The sequence below is a fragment of the Nocardioides aromaticivorans genome (assembly GCF_013408525.1).
In the GTDB taxonomy this organism is placed as follows: domain Bacteria; phylum Actinomycetota; class Actinomycetes; order Propionibacteriales; family Nocardioidaceae; genus Nocardioides; species Nocardioides aromaticivorans.
Window position 1 is genome coordinate 1,666,189 of the sequence record NZ_JACBZM010000001.1, and the last position, 23,838, is coordinate 1,690,026.

At 73.7% G+C, this 23,838-nt stretch carries 16 protein-coding genes; 4 read left to right on the plus strand and 12 right to left on the minus strand.

The window, feature by feature from the left end; genetic code table 11:
- Positions 1-21 precede the first annotated feature (21 nt).
- The 8 genes from BJ993_RS07835 to BJ993_RS07870 form a co-directional block, all read right to left on the minus strand.
- Positions 22-630, minus strand: a complete 609-nt coding sequence (locus BJ993_RS07835) for an ACT domain-containing protein (protein WP_036549163.1) — start codon at positions 628-630, stop codon at positions 22-24.
- 129 nt (positions 631-759) lie between these two features.
- On the minus strand, positions 760-2,559 hold the full coding sequence (gene recD / locus BJ993_RS07840) for an exodeoxyribonuclease V subunit alpha (protein WP_179648329.1): 1,800 nt from the start codon (positions 2,557-2,559) through the stop codon (positions 760-762).
- On the minus strand, positions 2,556-5,921 hold the full coding sequence (locus BJ993_RS07845; protein WP_308645513.1) for a UvrD-helicase domain-containing protein: 3,366 nt from the start codon (positions 5,919-5,921) through the stop codon (positions 2,556-2,558). The genes recD and BJ993_RS07845 overlap by 4 nt, the downstream gene beginning before the upstream one ends.
- Complete coding sequence (recC, locus tag BJ993_RS07850) at positions 5,918-9,304, minus strand: exodeoxyribonuclease V subunit gamma (RefSeq protein WP_179648330.1); 3,387 nt, start codon at positions 9,302-9,304, stop codon at positions 5,918-5,920. The genes BJ993_RS07845 and recC overlap by 4 nt, the downstream gene beginning before the upstream one ends.
- Before the next feature lie 12 nt (positions 9,305-9,316).
- On the minus strand, positions 9,317-10,279 hold the full coding sequence (locus BJ993_RS07855) for a patatin-like phospholipase family protein (protein ID WP_036549173.1): 963 nt from the start codon (positions 10,277-10,279) through the stop codon (positions 9,317-9,319).
- Positions 10,276-10,869, minus strand: a complete 594-nt coding sequence (locus BJ993_RS07860; RefSeq protein WP_308645514.1) for a sugar O-acetyltransferase — start codon at positions 10,867-10,869, stop codon at positions 10,276-10,278. Before BJ993_RS07860 ends, BJ993_RS07855 begins: the two co-directional genes overlap by 4 nt.
- Positions 10,866-11,384: a PGPGW domain-containing protein gene (locus BJ993_RS07865; protein ID WP_036549175.1), complete on the minus strand. Its 519-nt coding sequence runs from the start codon at positions 11,382-11,384 to the stop codon at positions 10,866-10,868. The genes BJ993_RS07860 and BJ993_RS07865 overlap by 4 nt, the downstream gene beginning before the upstream one ends.
- The gene (locus tag BJ993_RS07870; RefSeq protein ID WP_179648331.1) at positions 11,381-11,896 is read right to left on the minus strand and encodes a nuclear transport factor 2 family protein; all 516 of its coding nucleotides are present in this window, start codon (positions 11,894-11,896) and stop codon (positions 11,381-11,383) included. Before BJ993_RS07870 ends, BJ993_RS07865 begins: the two co-directional genes overlap by 4 nt.
- A 48-nt stretch (positions 11,897-11,944) precedes the next feature.
- Here BJ993_RS07870 and BJ993_RS07875 point away from each other — a divergent pair, with 48 nt between their 5' ends.
- Both BJ993_RS07875 and BJ993_RS07880 read left to right on the plus strand, forming a co-directional pair.
- Positions 11,945-13,534 (plus strand): adenylate/guanylate cyclase domain-containing protein, encoded by a 1,590-nt coding sequence (locus BJ993_RS07875; RefSeq protein WP_036549181.1) that lies wholly within the window; start codon positions 11,945-11,947, stop codon positions 13,532-13,534.
- Positions 13,534-14,688: a hypothetical protein gene (locus BJ993_RS07880; protein ID WP_179648332.1), complete on the plus strand. Its 1,155-nt coding sequence runs from the start codon at positions 13,534-13,536 to the stop codon at positions 14,686-14,688. The genes BJ993_RS07875 and BJ993_RS07880 overlap by 1 nt, the downstream gene beginning before the upstream one ends.
- A 323-nt stretch (positions 14,689-15,011) precedes the next feature.
- Here the strand turns inward: BJ993_RS07880 and BJ993_RS07885 are convergent, their stop codons facing one another.
- Together BJ993_RS07885 and BJ993_RS07890 are read right to left on the minus strand one after the other, a co-directional pair.
- Entirely contained in the window at positions 15,012-15,602 is a 591-nt protein-coding gene (locus tag BJ993_RS07885) for a TetR/AcrR family transcriptional regulator (protein WP_051932589.1), read from the minus strand.
- A 10-nt stretch (positions 15,603-15,612) separates the two neighbouring features.
- Entirely contained in the window at positions 15,613-18,636 is a 3,024-nt protein-coding gene (locus BJ993_RS07890) for an MMPL family transporter (RefSeq protein ID WP_179648333.1), read from the minus strand.
- 99 nt (positions 18,637-18,735) lie between these two features.
- On the opposite strand from BJ993_RS07890, the gene BJ993_RS07895 reads away from it, so the two are divergent.
- Positions 18,736-20,448, plus strand: coding sequence for an FAD-binding dehydrogenase (locus BJ993_RS07895; protein WP_179648334.1), 1,713 nt, complete (start codon positions 18,736-18,738; stop codon positions 20,446-20,448).
- A 67-nt stretch (positions 20,449-20,515) separates the two neighbouring features.
- Here BJ993_RS07895 and BJ993_RS07900 read toward each other — a convergent pair whose 3' ends face one another.
- A complete protein-coding gene (locus tag BJ993_RS07900; RefSeq protein WP_179648335.1) occupies positions 20,516-21,331 on the minus strand; it encodes an SGNH/GDSL hydrolase family protein in 816 nt (271 codons plus the stop codon).
- 181 nt (positions 21,332-21,512) lie between these two features.
- Between BJ993_RS07900 and BJ993_RS26540 the strand changes: the two genes are divergently transcribed.
- Positions 21,513-22,676 carry a helix-turn-helix domain-containing protein gene (locus tag BJ993_RS26540; protein WP_179648336.1) on the plus strand — a complete coding sequence of 388 codons (1,164 nt, stop codon included), beginning with the start codon at positions 21,513-21,515 and terminating at the stop codon, positions 22,674-22,676.
- A 3-nt stretch (positions 22,677-22,679) separates the two neighbouring features.
- Here the strand turns inward: BJ993_RS26540 and BJ993_RS07910 are convergent, their stop codons facing one another.
- Positions 22,680-23,828, minus strand: a complete 1,149-nt coding sequence (locus tag BJ993_RS07910) for a zinc-binding dehydrogenase (RefSeq protein ID WP_179648337.1) — start codon at positions 23,826-23,828, stop codon at positions 22,680-22,682.
- Positions 23,829-23,838: the final 10 nt, after the last annotated feature.

Sequence of the window (23,838 nt, forward strand, 5' to 3'; positions counted from 1 at the left end):
GCCAGCAGTCGGCGCGGCGGGTCAGCTGTTCGCGATCGTCACGGCGAGGCCACACAGGTGGCCGAGCCGGGCGATCTCGGAGTCGGCGTAGTCGGGCCCGCCGCGGCGGCCGATGACGACGATCTCATTGCCGTCGAGGCGGCTCGCCGCGAACAACGTGACCTCGTCGTCGGGCGACTCGAGCCGGGTCGGGCTCTCGATCTCCACGAACTCGAACTCCTCGGGCGCGGCGCTCGTGCCGTAGACGACGCCCTTCGCGCGGTGCACGCGCGCGGCCCAGTCGACGCGGAAGGTCGCGGGCAGCAGGTCGACCAGCTTGTCGAAGGCCTGCGCGGGCGACGCGGTGAGCTCCTCGACCGCCTCCAGGTCCATGACCAGGTTGCCGCCCGCGGGGTAGCGGCTGATCCACAGCACCTCGACCCCGTCGAGCGCGCTGCACGCCGAGACCACCGAGTCCGGCATCATCCCGTGCGCGACCTCGAGCAGCACGTCGTCGACGGCCGTGCCGTCGTCGCGCTTCTCGACGATCTCGATCGCCTCGATGTCGCCGCCCGCCATACCGATGGCCGTCGCGACGCGACCCAGCGAACCGGGGACGTCGGGCAGCAGCACTCGCAGCAGGAACGGCATGACCTCGACCCTAACCCGCGTGCGTTTCGTGATCGTTGCGCGCCCACGCGTTGGGCGTGCCGGGGCGGTACCCACACCTCGGTGGAGAAACCCTCACACCTCGGCGGAGAAAACCGCACACTTCGCGCCTCACGAGAGTCGCTGGCGGAGGCCGGTGGCGCGCTGGGCGGTGGTGTCCACGGCGGCGCGTACGGCGGCCTCCGAGCCGACCACGACGACACGCTCCTTCGCACGGGTGACCGCCGTGTAGAAGAGCTCGCGGGTGAGCAGGCGCGAGTCGGCGTCGGGCAGCAGGACCACGACCTCGTCGGCCTGGCTGCCCTGGCTCTTGTGGATGGTCATCGCGTGCATGGTCTCGATCGCGCCGAGGCGGGCCGGGGCGAACGGGCGGGGCGCGCCGGCGCCGGCGATCCAGGCGCGGGGACGGCCGGAGGCGTCCGGGACGACCACGCCGGTCTCGCCGTTGTAGACGTCGAGGGCGTAGTCGTTGGAGGTGACGAGGAGCGGGCGGCCGGGGTACCAGGCCGAGCCCAGCGGCGCGCCGAGCTCGGCGGCGAGCCACTGCTCGGCGTGGCGGTTCCACACCTGCACGCCGTAGGGACCCTCGCGGTGGGCGCAGAGCAGGCGGAAGCGCTCGAGGGCGGCGATCGCGGCGGCCGGTCCGGCGTCGACCGCGGCGGTGCGGACGTCGAGGGCGGCGGTCGTGATCCGGGCGCGCAGCGCGGTGACGGGGTCGTCGGTCTCGACGTACTCGACCTCGCCCGTGCCCGCCCGCAGCGCCGCGAGGACGCCGTCGGCCGCGTCGGGTCCGTCGTCGCGCAGCGCGAGCGCGAGCGCCTTGATCTGCTCGGTGGAGCGGTGGTTCTCGGTGAGGGCGACGACCGGTGAGTCCGGGTGCCCGGCGAAGCCGGCGACCAGGTCGGACAGCACTGCGCCGGCGCCGACCGAGGTCAGCTGGCGCGGGTCGCCGACGAGCACCAGCCGGCTCTCCGGCCGCACCGCCTCCAGCAGCCGGGCCATCATCGTCAGGTCGACCATCGACGCCTCGTCGACCACGATCAGGTCGTGCTTGAGCCGGTTGGACCGGTTGTGCGCGAAGCGGGTCGTGTTGTCGGGCCGCCAGCCGAGCAGCCGGTGCAAGGTCATCGAGTCCGGCGTCGCGACCTGCCCGGGCCCGTCGCCCAGCGCACCCAGGGCCGCCAGCTCCTCCGCCACGGCCTCCTGCAGGCGGGTCGCCGCCTTGCCGGTCGGCGCGGCGAGCGCGATCGACATCCGCCGCTCGTGGAGGGGCGCGAACTGGTCGGCCAGCGCCAGCACCACCCGCGCCACCGTCGTGGTCTTGCCGGTGCCGGGACCGCCGGTGAGCACGGTCGTCCGGTGCCGCGCCGCGTGTACGACGGCCGCGGACTGCTCCGCGCTCAGGTGCTCCCCCGACACCCGCTCCAGCGTGGTGGCCAGCACCGCCTCGTCGACCTGCGGCGGCCCGAGCGCGGTGCGAGCCCGGAGGTCGTCGGCGACCTGCCGCTCCAGGCGGTGGTAGCGGTCGAGGTAGACGAGGCCGAGCTCGTGGTGGACCACGCCGGCCGCGACGAGGGGCGAGGCCGCGAGCGCCGCCGCCCACTCCGCCGGGTCGGGCCAGGCAAGGGCGTCCCGTGACGGTCGCTGCCCGACCTCCTCGACGACCTGGCTGAGGTCGGGCAGCGCCTCGAGGTCGAGCCCGACCGAGCCGCCGCGCACCGACCGCACCGCCAGCGCCACGGCCAGCCGGACGCGGTCGTCGTCCTCGCCGCCCAGCGCGGCGACCCGCTCGGCGACACGGACGTCGGCGGCGTCGACCACCCCCGCGGCGTTGAAGGCGGCGAGCAGCCCGTCGGCCCCGCGGGCGACCCGCGGGTCGTGCGGCGAGGTGGCCTCGAAGAGATCGGTCACGGTCGCACCCCGTCCAGCAGGTCGGACAGCTCGGCCACCAGCGTCGCGGGTGGGCGCCAGGTGAACACCCCGGCGGGGGAACCGTCGACGACCGGCGTCCCCGGTCCGCACATGCCGCGCAGGTAGAGGTAGGCGACGCCGCCGAAGTGCCGCTCCGGGTCGTAGCCGGGCTGGCGCCAGCGCAGGAAACGGTGCAGCACGACGGCGTACAGGAGCGCCTGGAGGGGGTAGTCGGAGTGGCCCATCGCGTCCTCGAGGGCAGCCTTGTCGTAGGAGGCGGCGGTGAGCGGGGCGTCCATCGGGCCCAGCCAGTTCGTCTTGTAGTCGACGATGACGTAGCGGACGGCGTCGGCGCCCGGGACCCGCAGCACGACGTCGACCGACCCCGTCAGGTAGCCGCGCAGCACCTGGCCCCCGAGCAGCGGGTTGTCGAGCGCGTCGGCGTAGGCGCGGACCGGGTCGTCCGCGGGCAGGTGCCGGCGCAGCAGCGTCGCGATGTCGCCGAGCAGCACCGTGTCGTCCTGCGCCAGACCCGTGTCGCCGCCGGCCAGCGGCAGTTCGAAGTCGAGCTCGCAGAGCCGGTCGCGGGCGCCGATCCGGCGCAGGGTGGCGCCGTCCATCAGCGGGCCGAGCGGCGAGTCGAGGACCGCGACGAGCGCGTCGGCGAGGACCTCGCGGTCGAGCTCGACCGGCCACCAGGTCAGCTGGTCGTCGATGTGGGCGAGCAGCTCGGCGCGCAGGTCGTCGGCGCCCGGGTCGGCGTGCTCGAGCACCGCGTGCACGAGGGAGCCGAAGGTGGCGCCCACGGGCAGGTCGGCCATCGGCGACGGCAGTGCATCCGGGGTTTCGAGGCTCGGCGCTGGCGCGCCTCGCACCTCAACCGCCGGAGAGAGGTCCTCGTCGTCCTTGACCGCCACCTCGGGCTCGCTCGCCACCCCCGGCTGCCCGTGGGTCGCGGCGACGTCGACCTTGCTCAACGCCGAGTAGGAGGTACGCCGCCACTCCGTGTCGACCGCCCGCGTGAACGACCGCGCGCCCAGCTCGGGCACCTCGGGCGGCACGAACGCACCCGCGTGGTCGGCAGTCACGGCCATCTCCGGCGACGGACCACCGCGGTCGCGCCAGGCGGCGAACAGGCTGGTGACGGTGTCCTCGTCGGGGACGGCCGGCGCCGGCGGGACCGTGGGCTCCATCCCCTTGCCGTCGGCCGCCGGCCGGCGCATCAGCAGCCGGTGCAGGGGCGACGCCTCCGCGTTGCGGGTCGGCGCCCACCACGCGACGACCTGGCTCTGCGCGCGGGTCAGCGCGACGTAGAGCAGCCGCAGCCACTCGCCGGCCTCCTCGTCGGCCCACCGGCGCACGTGGTCGCCCCAGTCGGGGCCCGAGCCGCCGACGTCGATGCAGCGCCGGCCCTCGGCGTCGTGGAAGAGCGGCCGCTGCGGCTTGCCGACGTGGCGGTCGGCGAGGGCGGGGAGGTAGACGACGGGGTACTGCAGGCCCTTGCTCGCGTGGATCGTGACCAGCTGGACGGCGGCCGCGTCGGAGTCGAGTCGCCGGGTCCGCTCGGCACCGCGGCCGTCGCGAGCCTCGACGACCTGCTCGCGCAGCCACGCCAGCAGGGCGACCGCACCCATCTGCTCGCGCTGCGCGACCTCGTGCAGCACCTCGCCGATGTGACGGATGTCGGTCAGCGTGCGCTCGCCGCCCACCCGGGCGAGCAGCCGCTCCGGCATGCCGCCGGACACGGCCGCCTCGACGACGGCGGCCACGCCGCGGCGGGCCAGCGCCTCCGACCACGACCGCAGCCGGTCGCCGAGCTCGTCGGTCAGGTCGTCGCCGCCGCGGTCGAGCCCGGCGGCGTCGACGCCGAGGAAGCAGGTGAGCGCGGCGGCGCGCACCCGCGGGGTCCGGTGCGGCTGCTCCAGCGCCTCCAGCAGCGAGAGCCACTCGCCGGCCGCCGGGGTCGCGAACACGCTCCCGCCGCCGGCGATCACCGCCGGGACGCCCACCTCGAGCAGCGCGGCGCGGGCCGCGGACAGGTCGGCGTGGCGGTAGCAGATCACCGCGACGTCGCTGGGCCGCAGCCGGCGCCCCTCGAAGGTCGCCTCGCTCGTGACGAGGTCGCGGATGTCGTGGGCGAGGTCCCGGGCGATGTGGGGGCGCACCTTGCCGACGGGCAGGGCCGTGGAGCCGCGCCGGCCGAAGGTCTCCCGTCGCACGACCCGCACCCGGAACGGCGCCGGCCTCGGCGCCCCCGCCAACCGCGACTCCTGGTGGTGGGCGGTCACCTCGCGCACGACGATCCGCGCGTCGCCCAGCTCGGCTCCCTCCAGCAGCGCCTGGAAGCCGGCGAGCAGGCCGGCGTCGCTGCGGCGGTTGACCCCCAGCGTCTGGCGGGTCGTGGCCGTCCCGGACGCGGTGAGGTAGGTCGTCACGTCTCCCCCGCGGAAGGCGTAGATCGCCTGCTTCGGGTCGCCGATCAGCACCATCGTGGAGTGGCCGGAGAAGGCGCGGTCGAAGACCTGCCACTGCACGGGGTCGGTGTCCTGGAACTCGTCGACGAGCACGATCCTCCAGCGCTCGCGCATCCGCACCCGCGCCGGGGAATCGTCGGGCTCGAGCGCCGTGGCGAGCTGGCTGAGCAGGTCGTCGTACGACAGCACGCCGAGGCGGCGCTTGCGCCGGTCGAGCTCGGCGCGGACGGCGCTGGCGAAGGCCACCCGGCGACCGGCCGGGTCCTCGCGGGGCAGGTCGTCGGGGACCAGCCACGCCTGGGGGTCGTTGACGACCGTGCGGGCGATCGCCATCGCCTCGCTGTGCTGGAAGACGGGCGCCGAGCCGTCGGGCTGGTGCGCGAACGCACGGAGGTAGAGGTCGTCGACGACCTCGACCAGCAGGTCGTCGAGGTCCTCCACCAGCCGGGCCCGGGCGTCGGTGTCGCCCGCGACACCGAGCGAGTCGAGGACCAGCGAGCAGAACTGGTGGATCGTCGCGATCGTCGCGGCGTCGAAGTCGGCCAGCGCCTGGGCGACCCGCGCGTGGCGGAGGCGCCGGACGTCGGGCGGGCAGTCGAGCAGCAGCTGGATGACGTCGGTCGCCGCGGGGTCGGGGACGGCGTCGTCGGCGAGCGCGCGCTCGGCCTCGACGAGCTGGTGGCGCACCTGCTCGCGCAGCTCCTGGCTGGCCGCACGACCGAACGTCACGACGAGCAGCTGCTCGAGGGGCACGCCCTCCTCGGCGACATAGCGGGTCACCAGGGCCCCGATGGTCCAGGTCTTGCCCGTGCCGGCGCTGGCCTCGAGCAGGGTGGTGCCGGTCGGCAGCGGGCCGCGGATGTCGAACGGGGGGAGTGATTCACTCACAGCTGCGCCACCCTCTCCGCGCCGCCGAGCAGCGGCTCCCACAGCTGCCACGCCACCTCCGGCAGCCCGGCCTCGAGCAGGACCTCGACCGCCGCACCGGCGCCCCAGATCCGGCGGTGGGCCGGGTCGTCGTCCTCGCCCTTGATGCCCCAGTCGTTGTAGGGGTCGGTCGCCCAGGCCTTCGCCGCGGCCTCGGCCGGGTCGACGTCCATGCCGCGCAGCTGCTTCGCGTGGGCGTCCGCCCAGGCGTACGCCGTGTCGAGGGGCATCGGCAGCGGGCGGGCGCGGCCGGCGTCGTACAGGTCGACGACGGAGCGCAGCCACTGCGCCGCCCGGTGGTCGAGCGGGCCGACGAGGGCACGCTGCGGCCCCGCCTTCGAGCGGGCGATGGCGTGACCGGTCCAGCTCTCGTCGGGGTGGGCCGCCGACAGGGCGAGCACTTCGAGCCAGGAGGCGAGCCGCTGCTTCGGCTTGAGCCGGGAGTACGACAGCGACACGACCTGGTTGCCGTGGACGCGCGGCACGGTGCCGGTCAGCCGGCGGCCGTCACCGAGGTCGACGTCGACGTCGATCGTGCGCGGGGCGGCGGTGCGGACCTGGGCGCTGCGGGTGAACAGCTCCTGGCACTCCTGGACGACCTTGGTCAGCTCGCCGCGGCCCAGGTCGAAGGGTGGGAGCGTGCCGCGCAGCTGCTCGGCGGTCATCACCGCTTGCGCTGTCGCGCCCGGGTCGTCGGCCGCGAGCACCTCACGCAGCAGGCGGTCGCCGATCTGCCAGACCTCCAGCCCGTTGAGGGACACCGGGATCGCGTCGGCGACCTGGTCGGGCTCGAACGGGGTCGCCACGTCGAGGCGGCTGCGCAGGAAGGTCCGGGCAGGGCGGTGCACGAAGGCCACCAGGTCGGCGAGGGTCACGTCGGCCACCGGCGCGGGCGGCAGCGCGCCGTCGAGGAACGGCGGGGCCGGGGTGCGCTCGCGCACCGACGCCCGGGCTCCCGCGAGGGAGGCGCGGTCGAAGCTGAACGGCCCGCGGGTGCCGAGCTCGCCCGGCGCGTGATTGCGCACGTCGTACGACTGCAGCGGGTGGCGCACCACGACGTGGTCGCGCACGGGCGCCGCCGCCGTGCGGTCGAGGGCGTCGACCAGCTCCCCGAGGGGTACGGCGGGCGGCCGCTCCGCTCCCGTGTGCTCGGTCGCGCCGGTGTAGGTGACCACCAGCCGCTCCCCCGCCGCGAGGATCGCGTCGAGCAGCAGCTGCCGGTCCTCGCCCCGGCGGTCGCGCTCGCCGACGAGCGGGTCGCGGCCGAGCACGTCGTCGCCGTCGACCCCGGTGGCGCGGGGGAAGACGCCGTCGTCGAGGCCGACCAGGCACACGACGCGGTGCGGCACCGAGCGCATCGGGACCATGGTGCAGACGGTGAGGGTGCCGGTGCGGAAGTTGGCGCGGGTGGGGCGCCCCGCCAGCCGGGCCTGGAGCAGCGCACGCACGTCCGCCAACCGGAGGGGGACGTCGGTCGCGCTCTGCTCCGCGCTGGCCCGGGCCCGGGCGAGCTCGCGCTCGAACTGCGGCAGCTGCCACGCGTCGTCGGTGTCGACCTCGCACAGGTCGCGCACGCCGGTCGCCACCGCGTCGAACCAGTCGCCCGCCGCCTGCGCCGCGTCGAGAGCGGTCAGACAGGCGCCGAGCCGGGTGACGGCCTCGCCGAGCCGACCGACCAGCTCGATCTCGCCACTCGCGATGTCATCGACCGGGAGCCCGCGGCCGAGGCTGCGGTGGTCGTCGCCGCTCATCGCGACGCCCAGGAGCAGCCGGTCGAGCCCGGCCCGCCAGGTGTTGTGCTCGAAGCCCTCCATCGCGTACGCCGCCCGCTGCGTGCCGTCGATCCCCCAGCGCACACCGGCCTCCGCGACCCAGCGGGTGATCCGGGCCAGGTCGTCGTCGCTGAACCCGAACCGCCGCCGGCACAGCGGCCGCGACAGCAGGTCGATCACCTGCGACGCGGTCGCCCGGCCGCCGGCCAGCTCGACGAGCGCGACCGCCACCGAGAGCAGCGGGTTGGTGCTGCTGGCGGCCCGGTCGGCGAGTCGGACGCGCAGCTGGTGGGCCGGGTGCAGCCCGTCACCGGACTCGTCGTCGGCGATCAGCTCCCCGAGGCCGAAGCCGGCGGAGATGAGCGGGGCGTAGGTCTCGATGTCGGGACACATCACGACGATGTCGCGCGGCTCGAGCGTCGGGTCGTCCTCCAGCAGACCGACCAGCACCTCGCGCAGCACGTCGATCTGGCGGGCCGCGCCGTGGCAGGCGTGGACCTGGATGCTGCGGTCGTCGTCGCCGGTCAGCCTCGCCGCGCGGGTGTCCGCACCGGGAGCCGCGTTGGCCCGCAGGTCGCCCTGCAGCCAGCCGAGCAGCGTGTCGGGCGTGGCCGGCTCCGGGGCCGCGCCCGCGTCGACCGCCTCGCCCGCGGCGACCCGGGCGCCCAGCACGGTCGCCAGCTCGCGGGAGTCGCGGCCGAGCGAGGCGAGCAGCGGGTGGCCCGCCAGCCCGGCCGACGTCGCCTCGGACCGGCGGCGCACCTCGGCGCCGTCCGCCACGACGGCGTCCCACAGGGCGGCCGACGGCTGGGCCAGCCAGAGGTGGACGTCGCGGTGGGTGGCGAGGGCGACCAGCAGGTCGATCTCCGTCTCGGGCAGCCGGGTGTGGCCGAAGAGCGAGAGCCGGTCGGGCAGCTCGAGGCCGTCGAGCTCTCCGGCGCGCAGGGCCGCGCAGACCCGGGCGTGGCGCTGGTCGGGCGCCTCGTCGTGACCGGCCGCGGCCATCCGGGCGAGCAGCCGCCGCCACAGCTCCGCCTCCCAGACGAGGTCGGGCGCCAGCGCGCCTCCGGCACCGTCGGTGTCGCGGCCCTCGCGCCAGTCGGTGACGAGCGCGGGCCGCTGGACGGCGTACGACGAGAAGAGCTCCGCCAAGCGCCGGGCGACCGACCACCGCCGGCTCCGGCGCAGCTCGCCCTCCTCGCCACCGATGCCGTGCCCGAGGTGGGTCGACAGGGTCGCGCACCACGGCTGGCCGACGCTGTCGTCGATGGTCGCCAGCAGCGGCCAGACCAGCCGGTCGGGGTGCCACGGGTCGTCGGCCGCGCGACCGAGCAGCAGCCCGACGAGCGAGGCCGGCTGCAGGAAGTCGACACCGGCGCACACGCCGTCGCCCCCGCGCGGGCCCGTGCCGAGCCGGTGCGAGAGCCGCTGGGTCAGCCACCGCTCCACGCCCCGCGCCGGCACCACGACGACCTCGCTCGCGAAGGGGTCGTCCGGCGGGGTCGCCAACAGCGTGCCGAGCTCGTCGGCGAGCAGGTCGGTGCGCGCGGCGCGGTGGAGGTGGAGGGTCATGACGGGCCGAGACTAGACGTCGGGTCCGACCGATTCCTCACGACCCAGCGCGGCGTTCATCGTCACCCGTCCCCGCTCGATCGCGTTCGCGATCGAGTCCAGGTCGCTGCTCAGCCGGCCCACGTCCGGCGAGCCGAGCGGCGGGCGCACCTCGACCAGCGTGGCCACCGGCGCGGCGCTGGACTCGGCGAGGTGGAGGTCGTCGGCGGCGTAGGTCTTGTGCCGGTCGACGTGCGCACGCCCCGCCTTCCACCCGTGCCGGAGGAAGTACGGCGCCAGCAGGGCCCGCTCCAGCCGCGACGGCGGCTCGGCGTACTGGTCCGAGCGCCGCGTGCGCAGCACGAGCACGTGCGTGGCCCCGTCGGCCAGCGCCCGGCGGTAGGGCACGCCCTCGGAGAGCCCGCCGTCGACGTACGTCCGTCCGCCGATGCGCACCGGACGGCCCGCCAGCAGCGGCAGGCACGAGCTGGCGCGCAGCGCGGTCTGCAGGCTCCGCCGGTCGGTGACGTACGACGCCAGGTCGGTCCCCTCGCCGGTGCGGGCGTCGGTCGCCATCGGGTGGAAGCCGATCGGGTTGGCGAGGATCGCCTCGAAGTCCATCGGCGTGATCGACTCGTAGACGTGGTGGACGAGCAGGCCGAGGTCGATGAGCGGTCCGCCGCGCAGGACCCGCCGCGGGTTGGTGATGCCGGCGGCCGCGACCTCGGGCCAGGCCCAGCTGCGCATCCACCGCTGCGCCTCGCCGGTCAGCAGCCACGCGGCGTTCAACGCGCCGCCGGAGGTGCCGTAGACGTCGTCGAAGGCGTCGGTCAGGCCGGCCTCGTCGAGCGCGAGCGCCATGCCCGCGGAGTAGGCGGCGCGGTTGCCGCCGCCCTCGATGGCCAGCGCGATCCGGAGCCCGTCGTCACGTCGCCCGGGCCGGCTGCCCGCCGCACGCCGGGCCTCGAGCGCCTCGAACAGGGAGAGCCCGCTCATGACCGGTCGAGCTCCCTCACCACCCGGGCCGGGTTGCCGAGCGCGAGCACGCCGGCGGGCAGGTCCTTGGTGACGACCGATCCCGCGCCGACCACGGTGTCCGCCCCGATCGTGACGCCGGGGCACACGATCACACCGCCGCCGAGCCAGACGTTGTCGCCGATCGTGATCGGCTTCGCGGCCTCCCACTTGTCCCGGCGGGGACCCGCCTCGAGCGGGTGGATGGGCGTCAGCAGCTGGACGTTGGGCCCGATCTGGACGTCGTCGCCGATCACGATCTCCGCGACGTCCAGGGCCACGAGGCCGAAGTTGGCGAAGGTACGGGCACCGACCCGGATCTGCGTGCCGTAGTCGACCTGCAACGGCGGCCGGATCGTGACCTCCTCGCCCACCTCGCCGAGCAGCGCCTCGAGCAGCTCGCGACGACGCTCACCCTCCCGGGCGGACGTCGCGTTGTACGCCGTCGTGAGGTCGACCGCGCGCTGGTAGGCCTCCAGCAGGTCGGCGTCGTCGGCGACGTACCAGTCGCCCGCGAGCATCCGCTCGCGCATGCTCCGGTCGTCGCCGGGCTCGGGACGTCGGAAGGTCACGACTCCTCCTTGTGCCGCCGCATCCGCTCGCGTTGCTCGTGGGCGTCGTCGTCGGCCTCGTCGATCTTCGACTCCAGCGCGGCCCGCGCCTCGGGCTTGCCGTGGAAGCGGCGGTAGGAGTAGACGAGCAGCCCCAGCGCGATCAGCGACGACAGGATGAGCGTGACGCCCGTCCACGGTCCGCCCACGAGCCACCACTTCTCGTCGATCGGCCACCACGACGGGACGTCGGGCTTGACGATCCAGAGCGCACCGAACGCGCCCAACCCGAGCGCGCCGAGGGTCGAGGCGATGATCCGGGGCCAGGTCTCGACGCCCTCCGCGGCGGCCCGAAGGGCACGGAGCAGGACGGGGTCGAGCAGCCGCTCGGCCCAGGTGTACTGCTGCGAGAGCACGGCGAGGCCGGCCGCCATCAGCAGCAGCCCGGGACCGGGCAGCACCATCGCGGCGATGCCGGCGAGGAGCAGGACCCAGCCGAGGATCTCCAGCAGGATCCGCTTCGCTGCCCCGGTCACCGGCCGCCTCCGAACTTGTCGAGCCAGACCAGTACGTCCTCGTCCGCCTTGCCGTGCGCGGCGGCGATGCGCGCCCACCTCAGGGCCATCGCGTGGAAGCGGAGCGGGTTGTAGACGTCCTCCTCGCGGGAGAAGAGCCCGTCGCCGGCGTACGTCATGATCGTGATGTTCGGCTCGGTCAGCATCGTCCCGTCGCCCGGGTCCGGCATCGGGTTGAGCACCTCGCAGACCAGGCGGCCCTGCTCGGCGTCGACGACCTGCCAGCTGATGGGGAAGCCCGGCATGACCCGGCCCGGGTACGACGTCATCGTCCGCACCGCCCACTCCCGGATCTCGTCACGGCCGTGGAAGGTACCCATCGCGTGCTCGACGTACTCCGCGTCCGGCGTGAACAGGTCGGCGTAGCCCGTCCAGTCGCCGGTCTCCGCCATCACGGCGACCTTCTCGTGGAAGACGGCGTAGGCGTCGGTGATCTCGGCGGCCGTGAAGGCGACCGCGGGGGTGCCGGTCATGGAGTCGATCCAATCAGGTGAGGGCAACCGGGGCACTACGCTTCGGTCATGCCGCGGGGATCCTTGTCCAGCCGGAGGGGCCCCTTCGGCTCCCGGCTGCTCGGCCCGCGCGACCAGGGGCCCCGCCAGCTCCGCATCCGGATCCAGGTCCTGCTGACCGTCCTGCTGGTCTCGACCAACCTGATCGGCGCGCTCGTCGTCTTCGTCGTCAACACCTGGGCGATCCCCTCGCCGTCCCCGAACAGGGAGATGGTGATCGCGCTGGCGATCGCCATCCCGACGTACGTCTTCACGGCGGCGGCCGTCGGCGCCATCTGGGGTACGACGACGTCCCTGCGCGCGCTGCGCTGGGCGACCCAGCCGGGCGTCGACCCCGACCACACCCAGCGGGCGCGTGCCCTGCGGGTCCCGCTCACCCTCACCACGATGCAGCTGCTGATGTGGGGCGTCGGGACGGTGCTGTTCACGCTGCTCACCGTCTTCCTGCAGCCCTCGCGCGCCCTCGGCACCGGACTGACCGTGGGCATCGGCGCCGTCGTCGTGGCCGGCGTGTCCTACCTCCTGACCGAGTTCTCGCTGCGCCCGATCGCGGCGCGGGCGCTCGCCGACGTGCGGGTGACCGAGAAGGTGCGCGGCGTCGGCGTGGGCCCGCGGATGGCGATCTTCTGGATCCTCGGCACCGGCGCGCCGGTCGTCGGCCTGATGATCGCCGCGATCCTGGCGCTGACGCCGGCCGGTGAGGACGCGACCCTGCAGCAGCTCGCCGTCGTCACGATCATCGTCTGCGGGATCGTGCTCGTCTTCGGCTTCCTGCTCACCGACCTCAACGCCCGCGCCGTCGTCGCGCCCCTGCTGTCGCTGCGCGACGCGATGCGCGAGGTCGAGGCGGGCCACCTCGACGCCGACGTCGTCGTGTACGACGGCACCGAGCTCGGGCAGCTGCAGTCCGGCTTCAACGACATGGTCACCGGGCTCCAGGAGCGCGAGCTGATCCGCGACCTGTTCGGCCGCCACGTCGGCCAGGAGGTCGCGGCGGCGGCCGCCGCGGTCGGCGCCGGAGAGGTCGAGCTGGGCGGCGAGACCCGCGTGTGCTCGGTGCTCTTCGTCGACCTGGTCGGCTCGACGACGTACGCGACCCAGCACGGGCCGACCGAGGTCGTCGCCGTGCTCAACCGGTTCTTCGGCGTCGTCGTCGACGAGGTCGACCGCCACCACGGACTGGTCAACAAGTTCATCGGCGACGCGGTGCTCGCGATCTTCGGCGCCCCCGTCGAGCACGCCGACCACGCCGCCGCCGCGCTCGCCGCCGCGCGGGCGATGGCGAGCCGGCTCGCCGTCGAGGTGCCCGAGGTCGGCGCCGGCGTCGGCGTCGCGACCGGCCAGGTCGTCGCCGGCAACGTCGGCCACGAGCAGCGCTTCGAGTACACCGTCATCGGCGACGCCGTGAACTCCGCCTCCCGCATCACCGACCTCGCCAAGGACGTCCCCGGCTGCGTGCTCGCGGCGTGGGACTCGGTCGAGGCGGCGCGGGAAGCGGGGTCGATGGAGGCCGAGCGCTGGGTCGAGCACGGTGAGACCATGTTGCGCGGGCGAGGCGAACCGACCCGCCTGGCCGTACCGGCAGAGGGGGCCGTGTGATGCGTCGGATGATCGGGGCGTACGTCGCGGGGGTGGTCGCCGTCGCGGGGGTTGCTGCTCCGGCAGCGGCTGAGGACGAGCCGCCGCCGCAGGTGCGGATCGTCAACGCTCCGCCCTTCATTCCGATCGACGCCAAGCCCGTGCTCATCGGCGCGACGCTCGACCAGACGCCTGCGGGCGATCCCCCCGTGCTCTACGAGTGGGACCTCGACGGGGACGGGTTCGACGACGGCACCAACAACGCGATCATCTGGAACCCGGCGGAGCATGACCTCGGGACCTTCACGATCACGGTTCGAGCCACCGTCAACGGAATCACGTCGACGGCCTCGACGGAGATCCTCGTGATAGCTGCCTTCAAGGTCGGACTCGGCAATCCGGTCGCTGTCGCAGGCCGCAAGAGCTCCATCGGCGCGACCGTCTCCAACTACCCGCTCAACAGCGTCCTGACGTTCTCGTGGGAACTCGACGGCGACGGGGACTTCGATGACATCGCCGATCCCCATGACGACCTCGTCGAGCCGATCTGGGCCACGCCGGGCGAGTACCCGATCCAGGTCAAGGTGATCCACGACCAGCTGGCAGACCCCGTCCCTGTCACGGCATCCACCATCGTCAAGGTCATTCCGCCCGTCACCCTCACCGCCGCCAGCATCAGCGGAACGTTGAAGGCGGGCTCCCTGCTCACCGCCACGGGCGCGACCCCGACACCCTCCGACGCCGAGCTCACCCGGAGCTGGCTGCGCGACGGCACGCCGATCGCCGGCGCGACCGGGACGACGTACAAACTGACGACGGCTGACGCAGGCCGGCGCATCAGCGTGCGGGTCGATGCCGCCAGGGACGGCTGGGGTGACGCCCTCCCGGTGAGCAAGACCGTCAACGTCGCCGCCGCCTGCACCGTCCGCCCCACCTTCACCGGCACCGCCCGCGTCGGCCGCACGCTCACCGGCAGCAAGGGCACCTGGCGACAGGTGGGCCACACCTTCAGCTACCGCTGGCTGCGCGACGGCAAACCCATCACCGGCGCCACCCGGACGACGTACACGACGACCCGCGCGGACCGCGGCCACCTGATCACCTTCCAGGTGACGGCGAAGCGGAGCGGCTTCCCGACGGTGACGGCGAAGAGCGCCGCCCGCAGGATCTCCTGACCACGCGAGTGCCCCGACCGCGCCGGCGCCGTTGACGTCATACGAAGCGGGCGTCATAGCGCTCGGTTCGTATGACGCCCCGCCCCCACCACCACGCGGTCCGGGGGAGGTCATACGAAGCGGGCGTCATAGCGCTCGATACGTATGACGTCCCGCCCCACCACCACACGCCCCGGGGGACGTCATACGAAGAGGCCGTCATGACGCTCGGTTCGCATGACGCCCCGCCCCCACCCCCACGCGCCCCGGGGGAGGTCATACGAAGCGGGCTCTCCGACGCTCGGTTCGTATGACGCCCGCGACGGATCCCGCTCGGAGTCGACTCAGCCGATCGCGTCGAGGGCCCGGGCGACCCGCTCGAGCAGCCGGCCGGTGTCGACCTCGGGCAGCACGTCGCCGAGCTGGGCGTCGCGCTGCAGGACCGCCAGTCCGTGGACCGCGGCCCAGCCCATGACGGCCAGCTCCTCGGTCGGGACGGCGGCGCCCCAGCCCTCGGCCTGGGCCGCGGAGACGATCTGGACGAGCAGGTCGCGGTGCAGGCGGCGCACGTCGAGCAGGCGCGGGTCGTCGGCGTGCAGCAGCTCGGGGCGGAACATGACGTCGAACATCGTGGGGTGCCGCGTCGCGAACTCCACGTACGCCGCACCCGCGGCCGCGACCTGGGCCCCCGACGCGATCCCGTCGGCCCCGACCGCCTCGACCGCTGCGGCCGACTGCTCGAGCAGCAGCTCGAAGCCCTCGACGGCCAGCGCGGTGAACAGTCCGGCCCGGTCGTCGAAGTGGTGGGCGGTGGCCTGGTGGGACACCCCGACCCGGCGGGCGATCCCGCGCAGGCTGGCCTTGGCGGGGCCGCTGGTCGCGATCTCCTGCTCGGCGGCGCGGAGCAGGCGCTGACGCAGGTCGCCCACGGTCATCGCCCGAACCTCATGCCCCCGATTCTGCCCCAGCCTGCTCCGGGCGCTGCGGCCACCACAGCCGCCGTCCGAGCAGGGTCGCGAGCGCCGGGACCAGGAGCGAGCGCACGACGAAGGTGTCGAGCAGCAGGCCGACCGCGATCGTGAAGCCGACCTGGCCGATGGTCGTGACCCGTCCGGCGAGCAGCGCCATCATCGACACCGCGAAGATCACGCCGGCCGAGGTGATCACGCCGCCCGTGGCCGCGGTCGCCCGCGCGATGCCGGCGGCCGACCCGTCGGGCGCCTCCTCGTGCATCCGTTTCGTCAGCAGGAGGTTGTAGTCGGCGCCGACGGCCACGAGGATCACGAAGGCGATGGCGGCGACGGTCCAGTCGAGCTGGATGCCCAGTCCGTACTGCCACACCAGCACGGAGAGGCCGATCGCGGCGCCGTACGACAGCACCACCGTGGCCATCAGCGCGAACGCCGCCACCAGGCTGCGCAGCAGCAGGAGCAGCACGAGGAAGACCGCGACCAGCGCGCCGGCAGCGATGACCTCGAGGTCGGACTGGGAGTAGTGCCGCAGGTCGTTGTTGGTCGCCGCCATGCCGGTGACCGCGACCGTGGCGTGGTCGAGCCGGGTCCCGTTGAACGACGTCTCGATGATGTCGAGGACCTCCTCCGAGCGCTGCGCCGCCTCGGGCCCGAAGGCATCGGTGTCGCCGAGGACCGCAATCCGCGCGGTGCGGCCGTCCTCGGAGACGAACAGCCTGCTGGCGCTGGCGAACGACTGGTTCGAGAGCGCCGTCGGCGGCAGGTAGAACCCGCCCGCACCCGCGCCGTCGGCCTCGCGCCGCGTCGTGCGGAGGTGGCGTACGGCGACCGCGAGTCCCTCCTCGAGCTCGGGCAGCGACGCCGCGACCTGCTCGGTGCCGCCGCGCAGCCGGTCCGCACCGGTGGCGAGCTGGTCGGCCCCGCCGGACAGCTCGTCGAGCCGGTCGGCGAAGGTGCGCTGGCCGGCGGCCAGCTGCTGGGTGCCACCGCGCGCCTGCGCGAGGCCGCTGCGGAGCTGGCGCAGGCCGGCGCGGAGGTCGCCGGTCCCCCGCGCGAGGGTCCGGGCGCCGCGGGCCGCCTCGCGCAGGCCGGGCAGGAGCTGGTCGCGCTCGGCCTCCCAGATCCTCTTGATGCCGGTCCGGGCCTGGCGGCAGGCCGGGTCGAGGCCGCAGGTGAGGGACTTGGTGGCCAGGGCGTCGTACACGAGGCCGAGGGAGTCGACCGCGAGCTGGACCTGGTCGGCGGCGGTGGTGAGCCCGTCGGCGAGGGAGGCCGCGCCCTCGCGCAGCCCGCCCGCGCCGGTCACGCTGGCGTCCGCACCGTCGAGCAGCTTGGTCATCCCGCGGGAGAGGCGAGCCGTGGCGGTGGCGATCCGGTCCGCACCGGCGACCGCCCGGTCCGCGCCGTCGGCCAGCTGGCTGGCGCCGTCGTCGAGCTGCCCGGCCCCGTCGGCGAGCTGCTCCGCGCCACCAGCCCCCTTCGCGACCCGGTCCTTGGCCTCGCCGAGCCGGTCGCCGATGAGGCCGGACTGGTACGCCACCGACGCCTGGGTGATCGGCTCGCCGGTCGGCCGGGTGATCGTGCGGACGAGCGCGACGCCCTCGTGCTGCTCGACCGCCGCGGACGCGCGCTCGATGAGGGCGAGGTCGCGGGTGTTGCGCAGGTCGTGGTCGGCCTGGATGACGACGTAGTCGGGCAGCACCTCGTTGACGGGGAAGTGCCGGGCGAGCAGGGCGTACCCGCGGTTGCTCTCGGCGTCGTCGGGGAGCGGCTCGCGGATGTCGTACGACAGGTCGACCAACGGGAAGAGCGCCGCCAGGAGCGCGAGCGGGACCAGCGACGCGGCGAGCATCCGCACGGGGTGGGCGGCGACGAGGTTCGCGACCCGCTGCCAGGCCCCGGCGGCCTTCGACTCGCGGGGCTCGGCCCAGCCCCGCTTGCCGGCGAGCGCCAGCAGCGCCGGGGTGAGGGTCAGGCTGAGGACCAGGTTGACCGCGATGCTCACGGCGACCGCCGGCCCCGTCGTGTTGAAGAAGCCGAGGTCGGCGAAGACCATGCACAGCGTCGCCAGTACGACGGTGACGGCCGACCCGGCGATCACCCCGCCGACGCGGGTCGCCGCGATGGCCGCGGCCTGCGCCGGCTCGACGCCGAGGCGCCGCTGCTCGTGGTAGCGGGCGACCAGGAAGACCGCGTAGTCGGTGCCGGCGCCCAGCACGATCGCGGTGAGGAAGGAGCCACTGAAGGTGGAGACCGCGAAGAAGTCCTCCATGCCGCACCATGCGACCACTGCCCGCCCGACGCCGAGGCCGAGCCCGACGACGCCGAGCACGATGAGCGGGATCGCGACGGCGCGGTAGATGAGGAAGAGGATCAGCGCGATCAGGCCGATGGTGACGATGGTGATCCGTACGACGCTGTGCTCGGTCTCCGTCGTCAGGTCGACCACCGTCGCGGTCGGCCCGGTGACCTCGACGGTCAGGCCGTCGGGCGCGCGCTCGCGCACGATGTCGCGGACCGCCGTCACCTGCCGCATCGACGCCGGGGCGCCGGTCGCGCCGGTGATGCCGACCAGCAGGTAGCGCGCCTGCCCGTCCTTGCTGGTGAGCGCCTTGCGCAGCTCCGGGCGGCGCAGGTCCTGCACGAAGACGACGTCGTCCTTGTCCTTCGCCAGCTCCGTGACGAGCGACTCGGCGTAGCGCCGGTCGGCCGCGGTCAGCCCGGCGGGGCGCTCCATCGCGACCACGATGTAGCTCTCGCTGCCGCCGTTGCCGAACGCCTCGTCCATCGCCTCGACGGCGACCATCGACGGCGCGTCGTCGGGGACCATCGGCGAGGAGTCCTGCCCGGCGATCACCTCGAGCTGCGGCACCGCCACGTTCATCACCACGGTGAAGGCGAGCCAGGCGCCCACGACCCACGCCGCCCGTCGTACGACGAGACGGGCGAAGCCCGCCGCCTTCGTGCCGGTGTCCCCGCCGGCCGTCCCCATGCCCATCCGCCGAAACTAGAACCCGTTCCTTGCCAGTGGCAAGGAGATGTGTCGGGAGCCACTCGACGCCCTCCTGCCGACCGCTGGTGTGGCAGGCTCCACCGCGTGAGCGCAGACCCCGCCTTCCAGCCCGATGCCATCGTCGTGGGAGCCGGCCTCGCCGGGCTCGTCGCGACCTACGAGGCCACCCGCGCCGGCAAGAAGGTGCTGGTCCTCGACCAGGAGAACCGCGCCAACCTCGGCGGGCAGGCGTTCTGGTCGCTGGGCGGGCTGTTCTTCGTCGACTCCCCCGAGCAGCGCCGGATGGGCATCAAGGACTCCCGTGAGCTGGCCTGGCAGGACTGGCAGGGCTCGGCGGCGTTCGACCGGATCGGCGAGGACCCCGACGACGAGGGCCCTGACCGCGGCGAGGACCACTGGGGCAGCCGGTGGGCAAAGGCGTACGTCGACTTCGCGGCCACCGAGAAGCGCGACTACCTCCACGGGCTCGGCCTGAAGTCACTCACCTTCGTGGGCTGGGCCGAGCGCGGCGACGGCTCCGCCAGCGGCCACGGCAACTCGGTGCCCCGCTTCCACCTCACCTGGGGCACCGGGCCCGAGGTGGTCCGGATCTTCCAGGAGCCGGTCGAGGCCGCGGAGGCGGCCGGGCTGGTGCGCTTCGGGTTCCGGCACCGGGTCGACGAGCTGGTCGTCGAGGACGGTGCGTGCGTCGGCGTGCGGGGCTCGGTCCTCGAGCCCTCCGACGACCTGGCGCGTGGCGTGAAGTCGTCGCGCGAGGTCGTCGACACCTTCGAGCTGCGCGCGCCCGCCGTCGTGGTGACGTCCGGCGGCATCGGCCACAACTTCGAGCTGATGCGCGCCAACTGGCCCACCGAGCGGGTCGGTCCGGCGCCCGAGCACATGATCGCCGGCGTCCCGGCCCACGTGGACGGGCGGATGCTCGCGATCACCGAGTCCGCGGGCGCCAGCCTGGTCAACAAGGACCGCATGTGGGCCTACGTCGAGGGCATCCACAACTGGGACCCGGTCTGGCCCGACCACGCGATCCGGATCCTGCCCGGCCCGTCGTCGATGTGGTTCGACGCCGACGGCCACCGGCTGCAGGGCATGTCGGGTGTCCCGGGCGCCGACTCGATCGGGTCGATGAAGCAGGTCCTCGCGACCGGCGCCGACTACTCGTGGTTCGTGCTGACCCAGTCGATCATCGAGAAGGAGTTCGCCCTCTCCGGCTCCGAGCAGAACCCCGACTGGACCGACAAGGACATCAAGCTGATGCTCAAGGAGCGGCTCGGCAAGGGCGCGACCAGCCCGGTCGAGGCGTTCAAGGAGCACGGCGAGGACTTCGTCGTCGCGTCCACCCTCGAGGAGCTCGTCGAGGGAATGAACAAGATCGCCCGCGGCGGCCGGGTCCTCGACGCCGCGCTGCTGCGCCAGCAGATCGAGGACCGCGACCGACAGGTCGACAACGCCTACTGCAAGGACGCGCAGGTGATGGCGATCCACAACGGCCGCAAGGACCGCACGGGCAAGATCATGCGCGTCGCCAAGCCGCACAAGATCCTCGACCCCGCCCACGGCCCGCTCATCGCCGTCCGGCTGAACATCCTCAGCCGCAAGACCCTCGGCGGCATCGAGACCGACCTCGACAGCCGGGTCGTGCGCCCCGACGGCTCACGCTTCCCCGGCCTGTACGCCGCCGGCGAGGTCGCCGGGTTCGGCGGCGGCGGGGTCCACGGCTACAACGCGCTCGAGGGCACCTTCCTCGGCGGCTGCATCTTCTCGGGAAGGGCCGCCGGCCGCTCCATCGCCCGCAGCTGACCGCGCACGAGTCGGGTGGGTGAGCGTGACCCCTGGGTCACCCTCACCCACCCGACTCCGGCCTCGGTCAGTCCAGTGCGGCGGCCACGATCGCGCCGCCCTCCCGGTTGCCCAGCGCGTTCGGGTGGTACGGCGACGCCGCGCTGGTCGGGATCAATCCCTCCACCCACTTGGTGGCGATCGGCGCGCAGACACCGTGGTCCCGGCTCGGGGTCGCGAGGTCGACGTACGACGCACCGTTGCTCGCGGCCACCGCAGCCAGCTTGGCGTTGAGGCGGTCGAAGATGCCCTGCAACCACTTCGCGTCGACGGACCAGATCGGGTCGATTGGGTAGCAGCCGCTGGTCCCCCAGTAGGTGTAGTAGCTCACGAGGTACACCCGGGCACCGGGTGCGCGGGTATGGACCGACTGCACTGCGGACGCGATGCGCGCGCCCACCGCATCGATCTGGCTGGAGTACGTGTCCGGCTGGTAGCTCGAGCACGCGATGCCGAACGGCGCCGGGAGCGGCTGCATGCAGCTCGGCACGAGGACACCGAGGTTGAGGTCGTTGGCGCCGATCGTGATCGTCACGATGTCCGTGTCCGGCTTCACCGCGTCCAGCTGGGGAGCCATGTAGCCGAACCGCCGACCGGTGAGGTCCGACGTCGTCGCGCCCGAGCAGGTCACATCGGTCAGGGTCGCGCCGATCGTGCGCGCCGCAACGGACGGCCAGTTGTCGTCCGAGCGCAGGCAGTCCCAGCTGTTCTGGGTGGTCACCAGCGGGCCCGCCGCCTGGGAGTCGCCGATCGCGACCATGGTCAGGCCGTCCTCGGCCTGCGCGGGCGCCGCGACCGCGCCGGCGGCCACCGTCGCGGCGGCCAGGGCCAGAGTGCCGAGCACCCCGCCGGCTCGTGCTCCGAATTTCTTCACCATCATCGTCAGACCTCTCGCTCGTGGCGGGCGACGTCGCCCGTCAGGAATGATGGGCCACAATCCCGCGCCCCGGCGCTGGCGTTCTCGACCAAGATGAGCGGACCCACATTGTGACGGATCACAACGAGCCCGTCTGGGCGGGCTGCCCGTGTCGGCCCTTCTCGACCGCGACCACGACGCGCTGGTCGACATCGTCCTCGAGGAGCTGGTCGCCCACGTGCCCGTCTATGACCGGCTGCCACGCGAGCTCATCGACGGCGACGTCCGCCGCGTCGTCGACCACGCGCTCCGCCTCTTCCCGACCTCGCTCGCCGGAGGCCCCTCCACCGAGGAGCTCGCCTCGCTCACCGAGTCAGCGGCCCTGCGCGCCGACGAGGGGGTACCGATGGAGATGGTGCTCGCGGCGTACCACCGCGGCGCCAGGGTCGCGCTCGACCACTGCTTCGGGCAGGCCCGTCCCGACGAGCTGGACGATGCCCGTACGGTCGCGATCACCCTCGTCGACTTCATCGAACGGCTGACGACCGCCGTCGCGGCCGGTTTCGCGCGACATGGACGCACGGTCCTCGCCGAGCAGGCCGACGCGCGGCAGCGCCTCCTGGGCGCCCTGCTGGCCGGCGAGGGCTACCGGGAGGCGGCCGGACCGGCGGAGCTGGCGCTGCCCGAGGAGCTGCTGGTGGTGCGTCTCGTGGTCGGCCCCCACCCCGACGAGGCGGACCCGGACGTCGACCGCGAGGTCGCCGCGCGGCGCAAGCTGCGCCGGCTGCGCGGCGAAATCGACCGGCACTATGCCGCCCCGGTGCTCTGGCAGCCGTCGGTCGACGGCGGCCTCCTGCTCGTGCCCAGCGCCGACGACGGACGCCTCCGCAAGGCACTGCGGTCGGCCCGCCGGATCGCCGGCGCACCCGTCTGGGCGGCTGTCGCCGTGGCCAGCCCGGCAGAGGTGGCTGCCACCGCACCGCTCTGCGACGAGGTGATGGACGTCGTTCGCTCGACGGGCCGGCCGGAAGGGGTCTACGCACTCGCGGACGTGGCGCTCGACTTCCAGCTGCGGCAGGCGTCTCCTGCCCAGCCCGTTCTGGCGGCGCTCCTCGGCCCGCTCGACGACCATCCCGACCTGCTGCGGACACTCGAGGTGCACCAACGTGCCGGGATGAGCCGGCGCCGGGCGGCCGTCGAGCTCGCGGTCCATCCCAACACGGTCGACAACCGGCTGCGTCGCGTCGCGGAGCTCACCGGCCTGGACCCGACCGACCCGTCCGCCGTACCAATCATCTGGGCAGCCCTGATGGCCCGCGCCGTGGTCCGTTGAACCTCAGAGCGACGGGTCGACCAGGATCTTCGCGTGCCGCTCGGGGTCGGCGAGGTCGGTGAACGCGCCGGCCACCCCGTCGAGGCCGACCGTCCCGGTGACCAGCGGACGGACGTCGACCTTGCCGGAGGCGATCCACTGCAGGGTCTGGTGGAACTCGCTCGGGTCGTAGGCGAAGACGAAGCGCAGGTCGATCTCCTTGTTGATCGCCATCGACGGGCGGAACGAGTCCTGACCCATGCACACCCCCACCACGACGACGCGGGTGAGCAGCGGTGCGTTCGCGACGACGTGCTCGATCATCCCGGGCACGCCGACGCACTCGAAGACGACCGGCCCGCGCGGCGTCGCGCCCACCTTGTCCGCCGCACGCATCAGGTGCGCCCACGGCAGGAGCGGTACGGCGCGCAGCTTGTCCATCGCGTCGAGGCCGAGCTCGGCCAACGCGATCGCCTCGGTGAGGTAGCGCTTCGACTCGGCGAAGGACGCCCAGGGCGACTCCTCGGCCGGGTCCACCACGACGTCGGCGCCCATCTTCTCGGCGAGCGCCCGGCGACCCGGCGAGAAGTCGCTGGCGATGACGTGCCGCACGCCGGTCGCCTTGAGCATCGCGATCACGGCGAGCCCGATGGGGCCGCAGCCGATGACGACCGCCGTGTCCTTCGCCCCGACCTGTCCCCGTCGTACGGCGTGCAGGGCGACCGCCATGGGCTCGGTCAGCGCGGCCGCGTCGGCGTCGAGGCCGTCCGGGACGCGCATCGTCATCGCGGCGTCGACGAGCACCTGCTCGGCGTACCCGCCCGAGGCCTGCGCCGTCAGCCCGGTCAGGTGCACGCCGCGGTCGGTGCGCAGCACCGGCAGCGAGACGACGCGGGTGCCGACCGGCCAGGACCTCTTCGTGCGCGGGCCGTAGTCGGCGACGGTGCCGACGAACTCGTGGCCCATCACGACCCGGTCGGTCGAGCGCATGAAGTCGTCGTACCCGAGCTCGGCGACGTCGGCGGCGGTCTCGTCGCAGTGCGTGCGGGCGTGGAGGTCGGAGCCGCAGATGCCGCACCGCTCGACGTCGAGCAGGACCTGCCCGCGCGTCGGGGTCAGGTCGGGCAGGTCCTCGACGGTGAGCTGGGCCTGGTGGCAGACGACGGCGCGCATGGCGGGAGGC

Bases quoted from the DNA above. Each gene is read 5' to 3' on its own strand.
- recC (WP_179648330.1), bottom strand. From the start codon at position 9,304: ATGACCCTCCACCTCCACCGCGCCGCGCGCACCGACCTGCTCGCCGAC.
- BJ993_RS07875 (WP_036549181.1), top strand. From the start codon at position 11,945: ATGCCGCGGGGATCCTTGTCCAGCCGGAGGGGCCCCTTCGGCTCCCGG.
- BJ993_RS07910 (WP_179648337.1), bottom strand. From the start codon at position 23,828: ATGCGCGCCGTCGTCTGCCACCAGGCCCAGCTCACCGTCGAGGACCTG.
- BJ993_RS07880 (WP_179648332.1), top strand. From the start codon at position 13,534: ATGCGTCGGATGATCGGGGCGTACGTCGCGGGGGTGGTCGCCGTCGCG.
- BJ993_RS07870 (WP_179648331.1), bottom strand. From the start codon at position 11,896: ATGACCGGCACCCCCGCGGTCGCCTTCACGGCCGCCGAGATCACCGAC.
- BJ993_RS07835 (WP_036549163.1), bottom strand. From the start codon at position 630: ATGCCGTTCCTGCTGCGAGTGCTGCTGCCCGACGTCCCCGGTTCGCTG.
- BJ993_RS07890 (WP_179648333.1), bottom strand. From the start codon at position 18,636: ATGGGCATGGGGACGGCCGGCGGGGACACCGGCACGAAGGCGGCGGGC.
- BJ993_RS07855 (WP_036549173.1), bottom strand. From the start codon at position 10,279: ATGAGCGGGCTCTCCCTGTTCGAGGCGCTCGAGGCCCGGCGTGCGGCG.
- BJ993_RS07885 (WP_051932589.1), bottom strand. From the start codon at position 15,602: ATGACCGTGGGCGACCTGCGTCAGCGCCTGCTCCGCGCCGCCGAGCAG.